The sequence below is a fragment of the Pseudomonas sp. UTLPPB19802 genome, assembly GCF_059730225.1.
Genome location: NZ_AP048545.1, coordinates 1,741,852 through 1,755,328, shown reverse-complemented (window position 1 = coordinate 1,755,328; position 13,477 = coordinate 1,741,852). Strand labels below are relative to the sequence as shown.

Genomic DNA, 13,477 nt, shown 5'->3' with positions numbered 1-13,477 from the left:
GAACATTGTTGCCTTAGCATGGCCGCTCCCCGAACCGCCCAGACGGAGTGAATCCATGAGCCAACCCTACGGTTTTATCCTGCACGCCAAGACCCGCCCGGAAAAGGCCGAGGCCTTCGAGGCGCTGTTTCGCGCCTACGTCGAACCCAGCCGCCAGGAAGACGGCTGCATCGAATACCACATGCTGCGCGACCAGGCCGACCCGACCCTGTTCATCTTCTACGAGATCTGGCAATCGAAGGTGCACCTGGACGTGCACTCGGCCCTGCCGCACATGCGGGACTTCCACGAGCGGCGCATGGAATTCCTCGAACGGGATTTCGATATCCGCCTGGTCGACATGCTCAGCCCATCGTCGGCTAGCCGCTGATCAACAGATGCCCGCCCAGCAGCCCCATCCCGATGAAAAACACCCGCTTGAACAGCACGGCGCTGATCCGCTGGCGCAGCCACTGCCCCAGCAGCATGCCCAGCAGCGCCGGCAGCAACGCCAGCAGCGAGGCGCCGAGCGCGCCATCGCCCAGGGCGCCGCGCCAGAACAACCCCGCCGCCAGGGCCAGGGTCGATACCGTGAATGACAGGCCCAGCGCCTGCACCAACTGGTCCTTGTTCAAGCCCAGGGCCTGCAGGTAGGGCACCGCAGGAATCACGAACACGCCGGTAGCCGAGGTGATGATGCCGGTGAGCACGCCACACAGGGGCCCCAGCCAGCGCTCGGTGCGCCCACCGACGCGCAAGGTCGGCAGAAACAGCCCACACACCGCATACAGCAGCAGCGCCGCACCCAGTGCCCGTACCGCCCAGCCACCACCGGCTATCCCGCCCAGCCACAGGCTGCCGAGCCCGGTGCCGAGGAAGATCGCCAGCAGCATTGGCCACAAGCGCCTGACCAGCATCGACAGGTGCCCACCCGCAGCCAGTTGCCAGACGTTGGTCAGCGTCGAAGGAATGATCAGCAGTGCCGCAGCCTGCGTCGGTAGCATAGCCAGGCCGAGCAGCCCCATTGCGACCGTCGGCAGGCCGAGGCCGATCACGCCCTTGACCATGCCGGCCAGCAGGAAGGTCGCCAGCACCAGAAGGGACAGGGCCAGACCGAGAGTGTGATAGAAATCGACAAAAGTATTCATGGGTCCATGCTGAACCGGCAGGCTCCATTTGAAAATCTGCGATTCACTGAGCTAGCCTCTGTTGAAACAAGAGGCTGAACCATGCACTTCGACCTGATCGACCTGCGCCTGTACCTGAACATTCTCGACGCCGGCAACATTACCGCCGGGGCCGCGCGCAGCCATCTGTCCCTGGCCGCCGCCAGCGCCAGGATCCGCGCCCTGGAAGCGTCCCTAGGCACGCCGTTCTTCCTGCGCGGCCGCCGCGGCGTCAGCCCGACGCCAGCGGGCAAGGCGCTGGCCCAGCATGCGCGGCTGATCCTGCTGCAGAGCGAGCGCCTGCGCGAGGACCTGGCCGACTATGCCAACGGCGTGAAGGGCCAGGTCCGCCTGCTGTGCAATACCACCGCACTCAGCGAGTACCTGCCGGAACGCCTGGCCGACTTCCTGCGCGAGCATCCGCCAGTGGATGTCGACCTGCAGGAACTGCCCAGCCTGCGTATCGTCCACGCCCTCGGCCAGGGTGTCGCCGACCTGGGGATCGTCTCCGATGCCGTGGACACCCAGGACCTGCAAACGCGACCGTTCCAGGACGATCCGCTGGTGCTGGTCATGCCCAGCGACCATCCGCTGGTCGCGGTCCCGCAGCCGACCTTCAGCGACACCTTGCGCCATGAACTGGTCGGCCTCGCCGCCGGCAGCGCACTGGCGGTGTACCTGGAGGAACAGGCGCTGCACCTGGGCTTGCGCATGCAATTGCGGGTTCGGGTCGAAAGCTTCGACGCGGTGCTGCGCATGATCGCGAGGGGCGCCGGACCGGGTATCGTGCCCCAGGCGACGCTCGACCGCTGGCCGGTTGACCCGCGCCTGGTCAGCCGTCCGCTGCCCGAACCCTGGGCCAGGCGCAAGCTGCTGCTGTGCGCGCGCTCGTTCGAGCATCTGCCGTCCTATGCCAGGGCCCTGCTCGATGCCCTGGGCGAGCCGGTCGCAACGGGTCGTGCGCGCATGGACAGTTGAATGTCGAGCCTGGACATCCGCGCGGCGGGCGCCACCGCTAGGGTGCAGGCTTCATTCAGAACCTGTGCTCCGGAGCCCAGCATGTCCAATCCACCGATTACCGTTCTGCGCGATACCCACCCACTGCCGGTGCTCGATGCCTGCAAATGGGAAAAGCTCGAAGGCGATCCGCACACCGTCAACCTCAACGCCTACAACAGCGAGGACGGCAGCAAGATCATGGGCACCTGGATCTGCACCCCGGGCAAGTGGCGGGTCGATTATGTGAAGTGGGAGTACTGCCACTTCCAGGAAGGCTACTGCATCATCACGCCGGACGGTCAGGCGCCGATCCATTTGAAGGCTGGCGATATCTTCATTGTCGAGCCGGGCATGAAAGGTACCTGGGAAGTGGTCGAGACCGTGCGCAAGTACTTCGTGTTTGCCTGATAGTACAAGGTGTCTTGTAATCCGGGGGCCGTCTCGAAAGACACAGGGCCCCGGTCTTTGGTGCAATCGCGTGGCGAGCAGGCTTGCCTGCGCTGGGCTGCAAGGCAGACCCAAACCCACGGAACGCGCCTTGCCTGACACAATCCATCTGCCGCTTTCAGGGCCGCTACGCAGCCCAGCGCGGGCAAGCCCGCTCGCCACAAAAAGCTCGCGCCTCCAAAAGAGGAATAGTTGGAGAGGTCGAAAGCCTTCACGCAACGCGACGCTCCAGCAGGCGATCCGAACCGCCCTCGGCTACACGACGCTCCAGCAAACGATCCGAACCGCCCTCGGCTACACGACGCTCCAGCAAACGATCCGAACCACCCTCAGCCACACGACGTTCCAGCAAGCGATCCGAACCGCCTTCAGCCACACGACGCTCCAGCAGACGGTCGGAACCACCTTCTGCCAACAGGTGCTGGCTGATCGCAGCGCGACCGGCTGCCGGCACATTGGCCGAGGCTGCATTCGACAGGCCGAGGCCACCGACCAGGGCGAGGGTGAGGGCCAGGGAAGCGGTAGAGAACTTGAACATGGGTAACACTCCTGCGTTTGTGAGTAAGACTCTTGGGGTTGGGTAGTACCTGGACCGGCATCACCGATCGACAGGTACATTTCAACGCAGGGCTGTATCCGCCGTGTGTCGCGAACGGGCAATAAGGTCGCGCAGTGTATGGCGTCGGGCTGGGTACACAGTCTGATACAACAGGGTCATGCCCGACTCGAACAGCCGCCCACAAAAAAGCCGCAAAGCCCGTCGCGGGACTTTGCGGCTATCGCTGCCTTGCCTCAGGACTCAGCTGGCGTTGCCAGCCTTGGCCTCCTGCAGCAGGGCCTGGATGACCTTTTCCTGCTCGTCGTAACGACCTTCGCCGAAATGGGTGTAGCGCACCTGCCCCTTGGCATCGATCAGGTAGTGGGCCGGCCAGTACTGGTTATCGAAAGCCCGCCAGATGCGGTAGTCGTTGTCGATCGCCACCGGATAACCGATCCCCAGTTCCTTCACCTGCTGGCGAACGTTGCCGAGGATCTTCTCGTAGGCATACTCGGGCGTATGCACCCCGATCACTACCAGCCCATCCTTTTCGTACTTCTTCGCCCAGTCCTTCACATAAGGCAGGGTGTGCTGGCAGTTGATGCAGTCGTAGGTCCAGAAGTCCACCAGCACCACCTTGCCGCGCAGGGACTCACGATTCAGCGGCGCCGAGTTCAACCACTCCACCGCACCCTCCAGCGACGGCATCACGCCCTTGGTTTCCAGGTCGACTGCCGTGGCTGCGTTGGCCTTGCTGATCACGTAGTCGATGGCCTTGGGAATCTGCTTGAGCAATCCCTGCTCCACCGATGCCGAGCCCTGTGACGAGGTACCGGCCAGCAAAGTGTTGTTCGCCCCGGTCGAGATCAGCACCGCCGACAGCAGTACCAGCACACCGGCTCCGCGGCGCAACCAGCCGGTCACCGGGATCGACGGTTTGAGCCGATTGACCAGGCCACGTCCGGCGAAAATCAGCGTACCAAGGGACAAGGCACTGCCCAAGCCATAGGCCAACAGCAACACGCTGGTCTGCGCGTTGGCGCCCTGGAGCATGGCGCTGGTCAGGATCACGCCGAGAATCGGCCCGGCACACGGCGCCCACAACAGCCCGGTGGCGATACCGACCAACACCGCGGCCAACGGCCCGGACAACTGGCGTGCAGCCGGGTCGAGGCGATTGCCCAGCAATACGAACGGCCGCGACAGCCAGGCCCCTGCACGGGCGGAAATCAGCGACAGGGCGAACAGCACCATCACGATCAGCGCCAGCTGGCGGCCAGCGGCGTTGGCCTGGATCACCCAGGCGCTGCTGACCACCGCCAGGCTCGACACCAGCGCGAAGGTCAGCGCCATGCCGGCCAGCGTCAACAGCACCGACGAGCGGGAGCGATCCGCCCGAGCGAAAAGAAAAGGTACGACCGGCAGGATGCAAGGACTGAGCACCGTCAGTATCCCGCCCAGGAAAGCGATAAGCAGCATGACGTCACCTGGCAGATGCGGGCATGAAACCGGCCGCGGCGCGGTACGGTTTCATGCGGGTGGAGGAGAGTGTGCGAAACCGATTCCCAAGGGATCAGCTGCCCAGGTTGCAGCTGGCGAACTTGCCGTATTCCAGGGTATGGGTCTGACCCTTGGAGTCCAGGTAGGTCATGTGCGCATTGGCGACACCGCAGTTGCCCATCGCATCGGTGGTGATCGACACCACGTGCTGGATGTCCGGCTTGGCGCTGGCGGCCTGGGCCGGGGCGGCGATGGCCAGGAGGCTCAGGGCGCAAACGAGGCCGGCGGTGCAGAGTGCTTTCAGTTTCATGGTGATTTCCTCAAGTTGTCGTTCGGTGGGTTGGAGCCAGTGCTGTCTGCCTCCTTGGAACCTATTTGACGCCCTTGAGGTATCTCGAATGTGTGCGCAACCCGGGGTTCTGAAGTCCGCACGTATCCCTGCGGCCCTCAGATACATTGCAATACATAATCGTCAGAACAGGCCCATCTGCCCGCCGATGAGGGTGCTGAAATCGTCCTGCACGAACGGCAGGATCGCGTCCGCCACCGGCTGTAGCTGCTTGGTGATGTAATGTTCATAGTCGATGGGCGAACGGCGCACTTCCAGCGGTTCCGGCCCGGCCAGGGTGATCACGTAACTGATCCAGCCGCCTCGCTGGTATTGCCGCGGACGCCCCAGGGCGGCGTTGTACTCGTCGGCCAGCCGCGCCGCACGCACCTGGGGCGGGATATTGCGCTGGTAGTCGCCCAGTTGCCGGCGCAGGCGCTTGCGATACACCAGCCGCTCATCCAGCTCGCCGGCCTGGGTGCGCCGCACATAGTCGCGGACATAATCCTGATACGGCTGGCGGCGGAAGATGCGCTGGTAGAGTTCCTGCTGGAACTCCTGCGCCAACGGCGACCAGTCGCTGCGCACGGTTTCCAGGCCCTTGTAGATCACCTCCTCGCTGCCGTCGGCGCGGACCACCAGCCCGGCATAACGCTTCTTGCTGCCCTCCTCGGCACCGCGGATGGTCGGCATCAGGAAGCGGCTGAAGTGCGTCTCGAACTGCAGCTCCAGGGCGCTGCTCAAACCCATTTCGCGCTGCAGGTGTTCGCGCCACCAGTCGTTGACTCCGGCCACCAGTCGACGACCGATCCGAGCGGCCTCCTCCTGGTCGTGGGCGCGCTTGAGCCAGACGAAGGTCGAGTCGGTGTCGCCGTAGATCACCGTGTAGCCCTGGGCTTCGATCAGTTGCCGGGTCTGGCGCATGATCTCGTGCCCGCGCATGGTGATCGACGAGGCCAGCCGGGTATCGAAGAAGCGGCAGCCACTGGAGCCGAGCACGCCGTAGAAGGCGTTCATGATGATCTTCAGCGCTTGGGACAACGGCGCATTGCCGTCGCGCTTGGCCGCCTCGCGGCCCTGCCAGACGTTCTCGACGATCGACGGCAGGCAATGCCGTGTACGGGAAAAGCGTGCGCCGCGAAAACCGGCCACCGACTCGCTGTCATCGGGATGCCGCAAGCCCTCGACCAGCCCCACCGGGTCGATCAGGAAGGTGCGGATGATCGACGGGTACAGGCTCTTGTAGTCCAGTACCAGCACCGATTCGTAGAGGCCCGGCCGCGAGTCCATGACGAAACCGCCGGGGCTGGCCTCGGGCATGCGCTCGCCAAGGTTCGGCGCGACGAAGCCCTGGCGATGCATCAGCGGCATGTACAGGTGGGTGAAGGCCGCCACCGAGCCGCCACTGCGGTCGACCGGCAGGCCGGTGACGGTGGCGCGTTCAAGCAGGAAGGTCAGCAACTGGGTCTTGTCGAAGATCCGCGTGACCAGCTCGCAGTCCTTGAGGTTGTAGCGCGCCAGGGCCGGCTTGTCCTCGGCGAACATGCGGTCGATTTCGTCCATGCGCTGGTAGGGGTTGTCGATCGCCTTGCCCTCGCCGAGCAGGTGCTGCGACACGTATTCGAGGCTGAAGGACGGGAAGCTCCAGGTCGCCGAACGCAGCGCCTCGATCCCGTCGATGATCAGCCGGCCGGCCGCCGCCGCGAAATAGTGGGTGTTGCTCGCACCGTTGTCGCGCCAGCCCATGACGTCGCCGCCCCGCCCCAGGCGCAGCGGGACGTTCAGGCGCTGGGCATGTTCATGCAGCACCTTCAGGTCGAACTGCACCACGTTCCAGCCGATGATCGCATCCGGATCGTGCCGCACCAGCCACTCGTTGAGGGCTTCGAGCAGTTCGCCGCGACTCTCTCGATACTCGAGCTTGAAGTCGACCTGGCTGGCATCGCCATTCGGTGGTCCGAGCATGTATACCTGGCGCTCGCCACAGCCTTCCACGGCGATGGAATACAGCTCGCCGCGCCGGGTGGTTTCGATATCCAGGGAGGCCAGTTTCAATCGCGGCCGATAGTCCGGCGTCGCCTTGAGTTGGGTGTCGAGCAGCGGCCCGTCGGCATTCGGCGTACCGGCGAACAGCACCGGCGCGGTGATGAAACGCTCCATGAGGAAACGCTCGGGCGGACGCACATCGGCTTCGTAGACATCCACGCCAGCCTGGCGCAGCAGCTTCTCGATGTTCATCAACTGTCGATGTTGCTGGCAGTACAAACCGAGCACCGGCCGATGATGGAAGTCCATCAGCTCCAGCGGACGCAGTTCCACGCCGCGCTCGTTGCGCAGGAGACTTTCCGCGCGCTCGCGCTGTTCTGCGGGAATGAACGCCACCGAAGGCTGCGGCGGCAAGCGCACATGGCGGGGGCCATCGTCGGTCGCCAACCAGAATTCGACCTGCGTACCCGCGGGGGTGTCGCGCCAATGCCGGGTCAGGACAAAACCCTGCTGTAGATCCACCACCGCCACCTCAAGACCGATTACTGGCTGTGATTCTACTGTGTCGGGGGGTGTGCGGATAACGTTTGGGCAAGTGGCCCGGAAAAAACCGAGGGCCCGCCCGACGCGAGCCCTCGGAAAAAACCGTTACTCGGGTTTGCGATAGCTGCCAATGATGGCCGAGAAGTCCTTGCCGCCCTCCCCGCGCAGGCTCATGGCCTGGTACAGCTGTTGCGCCACGGCGCCGAGCACCACCGGCTGGTGGGCCTGGCGTGCGGCCTCGGTGGCCAGGCCCAGGTCCTTGAGCATCAGCTCGGCGCCAAAGCCACCGGTGTAGCCGCGGGACGCCGGTGCGGTCTCGACGATGCCCGGCCAGGGGTTGTAGCTGTCGGAACTCCAGCAGCGGCCAGTGGAACTGTTGATCACCCCGGCCAGCACCTGGGTGTCGATGCCCAGTGCGGCACCCAGGGCCATGGCCTCGCTGACACCGATCATCGAAATGCCCAGCAGCAGGTTGTTGCAGATCTTCGCGATCTGCCCGGTGCCGACCTCACCGCAATGGACAATGTTGCGCCCCATCTGCGCCAGTACCGGTTGCAGGGTGGCGAACAGCTCCCCGGAGGCGCCGACCATGAAGGTCAGCGTCCCGGCCGCCGCGCCGCCGGTACCGCCGGACACCGGCGCATCGGCCATGGCCACGCCGTGTTTCGCCGCAGCGGCAGCGACATCCTTCGCGGTCTGCGGGTCGATGGTGCTGCAGTCGACTGCCGGTACGCCGGCACCGATTCCGGCCAGTACGCCGTCCTCGCCCAGCCAGACGCTGCGCACATGGGCAGCAGCCGGCAGCATGGTGATCACCAGTTCGCTACCCTCGGCTGCGGCCTTGGGCGAGGTGCTGATGGACCCGCCGAGAGCGGCCAGTTCCTTGAGCACCACCTGGTTCAGGTCGAACAGGTTCAGGCTGTGCCCGGCCTTGATCAGGTTGCGCGCCATCGGCGCGCCCATGTTGCCCAGTCCGATAAATGCGATCTTCATGGCCCGTTCCTCACTCAGCGCAGGTTGATGGTGGTATTCACGCCATGGTTCTCGCTGTCGTCATCGAACCAGCGCGCGGTGACCGTCTTGGTTTGAGTGTAGAACTGCACCACCTGCTTGCCGTACGGGCCGAGGTCGCCGAGCTTGGAGCCGCGCGAGCCGGTGAAGCTGAAGAACGGCACCGGTACCGGAATCGGGATGTTGATGCCGACCTGGCCGATATCGATCTCGCTCTGGAACTTGCGCGCCGAGGCGCCGCTCTGGGTGAACAGGCCGGTGCCGTTGCCGAACGGGTTGGCGTTGACCAGGGCAATGGCCTCGTCGAGGGTGTCGACCTCCATCACCGCCAGCACCGGGCCGAAGATTTCCTGGGTGTAGATCTGCATGTCGGTGGTCACCCCGGAGAACAGGGTCGGGCCGACGAAGTTACCCTGCTCGAAGCCCGGCACGACGATATCGCGACCGTCCAGTTCGAGCGTGGCGCCTTCCTGGATGCCGCTGTCGATCAGGCCCAGCACGCGCTCCTTGGCCCGCTTGGAAATCAGCGGACCGACGTCGGTGCCCGGCTCACTGCCAGCATTGACCTTGAGCTTCTGCGCCAGGGCCTTGAGGTCCGGCAGCCACTGCTTCGCCGCGCCCACCAGCACCACCACCGAAGTGGCCATGCACCGTTGGCCGGCCGCACCGAAACCGGCGCCGACCAGGGCATTGAGGGTCTGTTCGCGGTTGGCATCGGGCAGCACCACCGCGTGGTTCTTGGCGCCCATCATCGACTGCACGCGCTTGCCGTGGCGGCCGGCGAGGTCATACACGTGGGTGCCGACGGCGGTCGAACCGACGAAGGACACCGCCTTGATGTCCTTGTGGGTACACAGCGCATCCACCACATCCTTGCCGCCGTGTACCACGTTCAGCACGCCTGGCGGCACGCCGGCTTCCAGTGCCAGCTCCACCAGCATCAGGGTCGACAGCGGGTCCTGCTCGGACGGCTTGAGGACGAAGGTGTTGCCGCAGGCGATCGCCATCGGGAACATCCACAGGGGGATCATCGCCGGGAAGTTGAACGGAGTGATACCGGCGCAGACGCCGATCGGCTGGCGCAGGGTGTAGGTGTCGACGCCACCGGCGACGTTCTCGGCGAACTCGCCCATCTGCAGGGTGCCGACCGAGCAGGCATGCTCGACCACTTCCAGGCCGCGGAAGATATCGCCCTCGGCGTCGGCCAGGGTCTTGCCCTGCTCGGCGCTGAGCACTGCGGCGATACGCTTGGAGTGTTCACGGATCAGCGCCTGCAGCTTGAGCATGATGCGCATGCGGGCGCCGATGGGGGTCAGCTTCCAGGTCTGGAAGGCGCGCTGGGCAGCGTCGATCGCGGCGTTCACTTCGGCGGCGGTGGCGAAGGGCACCTTGGCCAGCACTTCCTGGGTCGCCGGATTGACGATGTCGTGCCATTCACTGCTCTGGGATTCGACCCACTCGCCATCGATCAGCAACCGGGCGGTCTTGAGGGTGGCGTCGGGCTTGAGAGAAACGTTCATGGAAGTCTCCTGAATTATTGTAATGGCCGAATCCTGGGCGGGCGCCGCAACGCCCGAGCATGGTGACTGGACTGTTTTTGGAGTATAGATGTGCATTCTTCTAATAAGAACGCACATAAAAACCGGATCAACATGCAAAAAAACATCACGTCCCTGGGTTCATTGAACTGGGACGACCTGAAGTTTTTCCTCGAGGTGGCCCGTACCCGCAAGGCCAGCAGCGCAGCCAAGCGCCTGGCAGTGGACTACACCACGGTGTCGCGGCGCATCAGTTCGCTGGAAGCGGCCCTGGGCACCCTGCTGTTCGAAAAGTCGCGCACCAACGGCTTCGTCCTGACTGCCGAAGGCCAGCGCCTGATGGGTTATGCCGAGTCCATCGAAAGTACCCTGCACATGGCCTGCGAGCAGGTTTCGGGGTCCGGGGTGGCGCTCTCGGGGCATGTGCGCATGGGCTGCACGGAGGGTTTCGGCAGCTTCTTCATCACCCCGCAACTGAGCCATTTCGTCGACGCCTACCCGGCGATCTCGGTGGATATCCTGCCGCTGCCGCACTTCATCAGCCTGTCCAAGCGCGAGGCGGATATCGTCATCGCCCTGGAGCGCCCGGAGCATGGGCCGTATGTGTGCTGCAAACTGTGCGACTACCGGCTGCAGTTGTACGCGACCCAGCAGTACCTGGACCAGCACCCGCCGATCCGCCGCGCCAGCGACCTGGCGCGGCACCGCTTCGTCAGCTATGTCGATGACCTGGCGTTCAGCAACGAGCTGCTGTACCTGGCCAACCTGCTGCCCAACGCCACCGCCAACCTGCGCAGTACCAGCGTGATCGCCCAGTTCATTGCGGCGCAGCAGGGCCGGGCGCTGGCGATCCTGCCGTGCTTCCTGGCGGCCCAGGACCCGAACCTGCTACCGGTGTTGCCGGATGAGGTGAACATCACCCGGCAGTTCTGGATGTATTGCCGGGAGGATCTGAGGAAGTTGAAGCGGATCAACCTGCTGTGGGATTACATCCGCGAAGTCACGGAGCTGAATCGACCGTTGCTGCTGGGTGAGGCACGGGAATTGCGGTTCGTCGATTAGAACACCGCCCCTGTAGGTTCAGTCAGCAATCACCACGATCGCCACCCGGCGATTCTCCGTCCGCCCCGCCGCAGTGCTGTTGCTGGCCACCGGCTCGCGGCTGCCCAGGCCGCGGACCTGGATGTTTTCCGGTTTCAGGCCGGACTGTTGCAACACCTTCGCCACGCTGTTGGCACGGCGCACCGAAAGCTGTTCGTTGTAGTCATCCTTGCCCGACGCATCGGTATGCCCGTCCACTCGCACCCGCTGGATGTCCACGCTCAACAGGGCCTTGGCAATACGGTCGACGATGGTCTCGCTCTCCTTGTTCAAGCCGTCCAGGTCACTGCCGAACAGCACCTTGCCCGACAGGCCGAAGGCCCAGCCATCGTCCGTCAGTTGGAAGCCCTGCTGCTTGAGGACGGCGACCTGCGCCGGGGTCAGGCCTTTCTGCGGGGCCGTCTGGCAACCGCTGAGGGCCAGCAACGCGGCAAACAGCGCAACGCTGAAAAAACGCAGGGAACGTTGGGTGAAGGTAAGCAAGGGTTCAACTCCTGGTTGTGGCTGAAGCAGCGCAGTGCTCCGACTGCGCGGTGTGTTGGCTGCCTCGGGAAAGGCGCTTGGCCTGGTACATGGCGGCATCGGCGGCATTGAGCAGCGAGCCCGGGGTGCTGCCGTGATCGGGATAGACGGCGATGCCGACGCTAAGGGAGGTAATGACCTGGGCCTGGCCGGGCACCGGGATCGGCAGGTCCATGCTGGCGATGATTTTCTCGGCGATACGCTCGGCGTCTTCGATGTGGTGCAGCGGCATCAGCAGCACGGCGAACTCGTCCCCCCCCAGGCGCGCCACCAGGTCGTGTTCACGCAACTGCGCGCGCACCCGCGTGGCCACCGCCACCAGCACCGCATCGCCCGCCGCATGGCCGAAGGTATCGTTGATTTCCTTGAAACGATCGCTGTCGAGAAACAGCACCGCCACCCGCTCGCCCTGCTTGGCCGCATTGCGCAGGGAACGCATCAGCCGACCCTCGAAAAACGCCCGGTTGGGCAGGCCGGTCAAACTGTCATGGCTGGCCTGGTGGGCCAGGAGCTGGTTCTCGTTCTGCAAATGCGCTTGCCAGACTTCCAGCTCGTCGAGCAAGGCATTGAAGTCGTTGCCGAGGTTGTCCAGCTCGGCAATCTCCGCCGGCGGTACCCGCCGATCGAAGGCGCGATCGCTACGGGCGGCGTGGGCCACCTTGGCAAGGCTGCGCAACGGCACGATGATCCCGCGCAACAACCGGCGCGCCAGGTACAGGCCAAGCCAGGCCGCCAGGACGCTGCATACCAGAATGCCGGCCAGACCACTGAGCAGGTAGCGCATCAGGCTGGCGCCGTGGCCGGTCAGGCGCACGCTGCCGACTTCGCGATTCTGGTGCAGGATCGGCAGCACGATGGGCTGTTCCAGCAGCCCCCTCGCCAACTGCATCTCCAGCCGTGACAACAGGCCGTTTTCCGGTCGCTGCCAATGGGCCAGGCGCTGGCCACTGGCGGTGAAGATTTCGGCATCGGCCACCTCTTCGGTGGAGGCGATCAGTTCCAGGGCTTCAGTCGCCGCGCTGCTGTCGTTGAACACTACCGCCGCCTCGACGGTGTAGCTGATGGAGCGTGCGATCAGGTGCAGGTTGTGATCGGCGTAAACCCGCAGCGCCAGCACGCCGAGAAAGGTCAGCGAGACGCTGACCAGGCCGACCGCCGCCAGCGCGACCAACATGTGCCCACGTCCCAGCACTGAACGCAGGGTCCGGCGATTGTCAAGCTTGTGCAGACCGATCATGGTTGTGCGGCCCGACGGCGGGACAATTGCAGGACGCTGGGATGAATGCGCACGCCGCTACGGGCCACCGAATCCAGGTTGACGTCGAACGCCACCTGGTCGTCGCTGACACGCAGGCAAAACAGGCTGCCGACGGTACACTGGTCGCCTTCTTCGCTGATGCTCAGCACCGCTTGCCCGGCCAGGGCGGCGAACAGCTGGCCGCGCTCCTCGGCGGAGAGCTGACCGATGTACACCGCGTCGCAACTGCCGGCGACGGCCGTGCTGTTGGCCAGCAGGCGCTGGACCAGCACCGGGCGGCCGGTGGCCTGGGTGGTGCCCTTGACCAGATCGTCGGTGTACTGGGTCGGACCCATGATGCACAGGCGCAACTGCGTCGGCTCCACCGGCCAGCGGGCGTAACTGAGGATGCCCAGCACGACCTGGGTGACGGCCTGGGCGCGCTGGTCGGCGGCGCCGTGAGGCCCCGTGTCCTCGGCCATGCCCGAGTGCATGGACAGGCAGCACAGAACGGACAATGCCAACTGTTTAGCGCCAAAAAACCGCCACATCATCCACGCAACCACGTTCGCATGAGAATTT

At 64.6% G+C, this 13,477-nt stretch carries 14 protein-coding genes; 4 read left to right on the top strand and 10 right to left on the bottom strand.

Annotated elements, in window-relative coordinates; all coding sequences use genetic code 11:
- Positions 1–55: 55 nt before the first annotated feature.
- A complete protein-coding gene (locus AC6I6U_RS07940) occupies positions 56–370 on the top strand; it encodes a putative quinol monooxygenase (RefSeq protein WP_497881425.1) in 315 nt (104 codons plus the stop codon).
- Here AC6I6U_RS07940 and AC6I6U_RS07935 read toward each other — a convergent pair.
- Positions 360–1,127, bottom strand: coding sequence for a sulfite exporter TauE/SafE family protein (locus AC6I6U_RS07935; RefSeq protein ID WP_497881424.1), 768 nt, complete (start codon positions 1,125–1,127; stop codon positions 360–362). The genes AC6I6U_RS07940 and AC6I6U_RS07935 overlap by 11 nt on opposite strands.
- Before the next feature lie 81 nt (positions 1,128–1,208).
- Between AC6I6U_RS07935 and AC6I6U_RS07930 the strand changes: the two genes are divergently transcribed.
- A complete protein-coding gene (locus AC6I6U_RS07930) occupies positions 1,209–2,123 on the top strand; it encodes a LysR family transcriptional regulator (protein WP_497881423.1) in 915 nt (304 codons plus the stop codon).
- Between the two features lie 81 nt (positions 2,124–2,204).
- Positions 2,205–2,552 carry a cupin domain-containing protein gene (locus AC6I6U_RS07925; protein WP_017903103.1) on the top strand — a complete coding sequence of 116 codons (348 nt, stop codon included), beginning with the start codon at positions 2,205–2,207 and terminating at the stop codon, positions 2,550–2,552.
- Between the two features lie 250 nt (positions 2,553–2,802).
- On the opposite strand, the gene AC6I6U_RS07920 is transcribed toward AC6I6U_RS07925, so the two are convergent.
- The 6 genes from AC6I6U_RS07920 to AC6I6U_RS07895 all read right to left on the bottom strand — a co-directional run bounded on the left by AC6I6U_RS07920 (position 2,803) and on the right by AC6I6U_RS07895 (position 10,017).
- The gene (locus AC6I6U_RS07920; protein WP_497881422.1) at positions 2,803–3,129 is read right to left on the bottom strand and encodes a hypothetical protein; all 327 of its coding nucleotides are present in this window, start codon (positions 3,127–3,129) and stop codon (positions 2,803–2,805) included.
- A gap of 261 nt (positions 3,130–3,390) precedes the next feature.
- Positions 3,391–4,608 carry a cytochrome c biogenesis protein DipZ gene (locus AC6I6U_RS07915; RefSeq protein ID WP_497881421.1) on the bottom strand — a complete coding sequence of 406 codons (1,218 nt, stop codon included), beginning with the start codon at positions 4,606–4,608 and terminating at the stop codon, positions 3,391–3,393.
- 94 nt (positions 4,609–4,702) lie between these two features.
- Positions 4,703–4,939, bottom strand: coding sequence for a DUF2790 domain-containing protein (locus AC6I6U_RS07910; protein WP_497881420.1), 237 nt, complete (start codon positions 4,937–4,939; stop codon positions 4,703–4,705).
- A gap of 162 nt (positions 4,940–5,101) precedes the next feature.
- Positions 5,102–7,465, bottom strand: a complete 2,364-nt coding sequence (locus AC6I6U_RS07905; protein WP_497881419.1) for a DNA polymerase II — start codon at positions 7,463–7,465, stop codon at positions 5,102–5,104.
- Between the two features lie 126 nt (positions 7,466–7,591).
- Positions 7,592–8,479 (bottom strand): 3-hydroxyisobutyrate dehydrogenase, encoded by an 888-nt coding sequence (gene mmsB / locus AC6I6U_RS07900; protein WP_497881418.1) that lies wholly within the window; start codon positions 8,477–8,479, stop codon positions 7,592–7,594.
- 14 nt (positions 8,480–8,493) lie between these two features.
- Positions 8,494–10,017, bottom strand: coding sequence for a CoA-acylating methylmalonate-semialdehyde dehydrogenase (locus tag AC6I6U_RS07895; RefSeq protein ID WP_497881417.1), 1,524 nt, complete (start codon positions 10,015–10,017; stop codon positions 8,494–8,496).
- 132 nt (positions 10,018–10,149) lie between these two features.
- Between AC6I6U_RS07895 and AC6I6U_RS07890 the strand changes: the two genes are divergently transcribed.
- Complete coding sequence (locus AC6I6U_RS07890) at positions 10,150–11,097, top strand: LysR family transcriptional regulator (protein ID WP_497881416.1); 948 nt, start codon at positions 10,150–10,152, stop codon at positions 11,095–11,097.
- Positions 11,098–11,115: 18 nt separating this feature from the next.
- On the opposite strand, the gene yfiB is transcribed toward AC6I6U_RS07890, so the two are convergent.
- Genes yfiB through yfiR form a run of 3 tightly spaced genes read right to left on the bottom strand, consistent with a single transcriptional unit; the run spans position 11,116 to position 13,449 of the window.
- Positions 11,116–11,619: an outer membrane lipoprotein YfiB gene (yfiB, locus tag AC6I6U_RS07885; RefSeq protein ID WP_497881415.1), complete on the bottom strand. Its 504-nt coding sequence runs from the start codon at positions 11,617–11,619 to the stop codon at positions 11,116–11,118.
- A 4-nt stretch (positions 11,620–11,623) separates the two neighbouring features.
- The gene (dgcN, locus tag AC6I6U_RS07880) at positions 11,624–12,895 is read right to left on the bottom strand and encodes a diguanylate cyclase DgcN/YfiN (RefSeq protein ID WP_497881414.1); all 1,272 of its coding nucleotides are present in this window, start codon (positions 12,893–12,895) and stop codon (positions 11,624–11,626) included.
- On the bottom strand, positions 12,892–13,449 hold the full coding sequence (yfiR, locus tag AC6I6U_RS07875; RefSeq protein WP_497881413.1) for a regulatory sequestration protein YfiR: 558 nt from the start codon (positions 13,447–13,449) through the stop codon (positions 12,892–12,894). The genes dgcN and yfiR overlap by 4 nt, the downstream gene beginning before the upstream one ends.
- Positions 13,450–13,477: the final 28 nt, after the last annotated feature.

Bases quoted from the DNA above. Each gene is read 5' to 3' on its own strand.
- AC6I6U_RS07940 (WP_497881425.1), top strand. From the start codon at position 56: ATGAGCCAACCCTACGGTTTTATCCTGCACGCCAAGACCCGCCCGGAA.
- AC6I6U_RS07935 (WP_497881424.1), bottom strand. From the start codon at position 1,127: ATGAATACTTTTGTCGATTTCTATCACACTCTCGGTCTGGCCCTGTCC.
- AC6I6U_RS07930 (WP_497881423.1), top strand. From the start codon at position 1,209: ATGCACTTCGACCTGATCGACCTGCGCCTGTACCTGAACATTCTCGAC.
- AC6I6U_RS07925 (WP_017903103.1), top strand. From the start codon at position 2,205: ATGTCCAATCCACCGATTACCGTTCTGCGCGATACCCACCCACTGCCG.
- AC6I6U_RS07920 (WP_497881422.1), bottom strand. From the start codon at position 3,129: ATGTTCAAGTTCTCTACCGCTTCCCTGGCCCTCACCCTCGCCCTGGTC.
- AC6I6U_RS07915 (WP_497881421.1), bottom strand. From the start codon at position 4,608: ATGCTGCTTATCGCTTTCCTGGGCGGGATACTGACGGTGCTCAGTCCT.
- AC6I6U_RS07910 (WP_497881420.1), bottom strand. From the start codon at position 4,939: ATGAAACTGAAAGCACTCTGCACCGCCGGCCTCGTTTGCGCCCTGAGC.
- mmsB (WP_497881418.1), bottom strand. From the start codon at position 8,479: ATGAAGATCGCATTTATCGGACTGGGCAACATGGGCGCGCCGATGGCG.
- AC6I6U_RS07895 (WP_497881417.1), bottom strand. From the start codon at position 10,017: ATGAACGTTTCTCTCAAGCCCGACGCCACCCTCAAGACCGCCCGGTTG.
- AC6I6U_RS07890 (WP_497881416.1), top strand. From the start codon at position 10,150: ATGCAAAAAAACATCACGTCCCTGGGTTCATTGAACTGGGACGACCTG.
- dgcN (WP_497881414.1), bottom strand. From the start codon at position 12,895: ATGATCGGTCTGCACAAGCTTGACAATCGCCGGACCCTGCGTTCAGTG.
- yfiR (WP_497881413.1), bottom strand. From the start codon at position 13,449: ATGATGTGGCGGTTTTTTGGCGCTAAACAGTTGGCATTGTCCGTTCTG.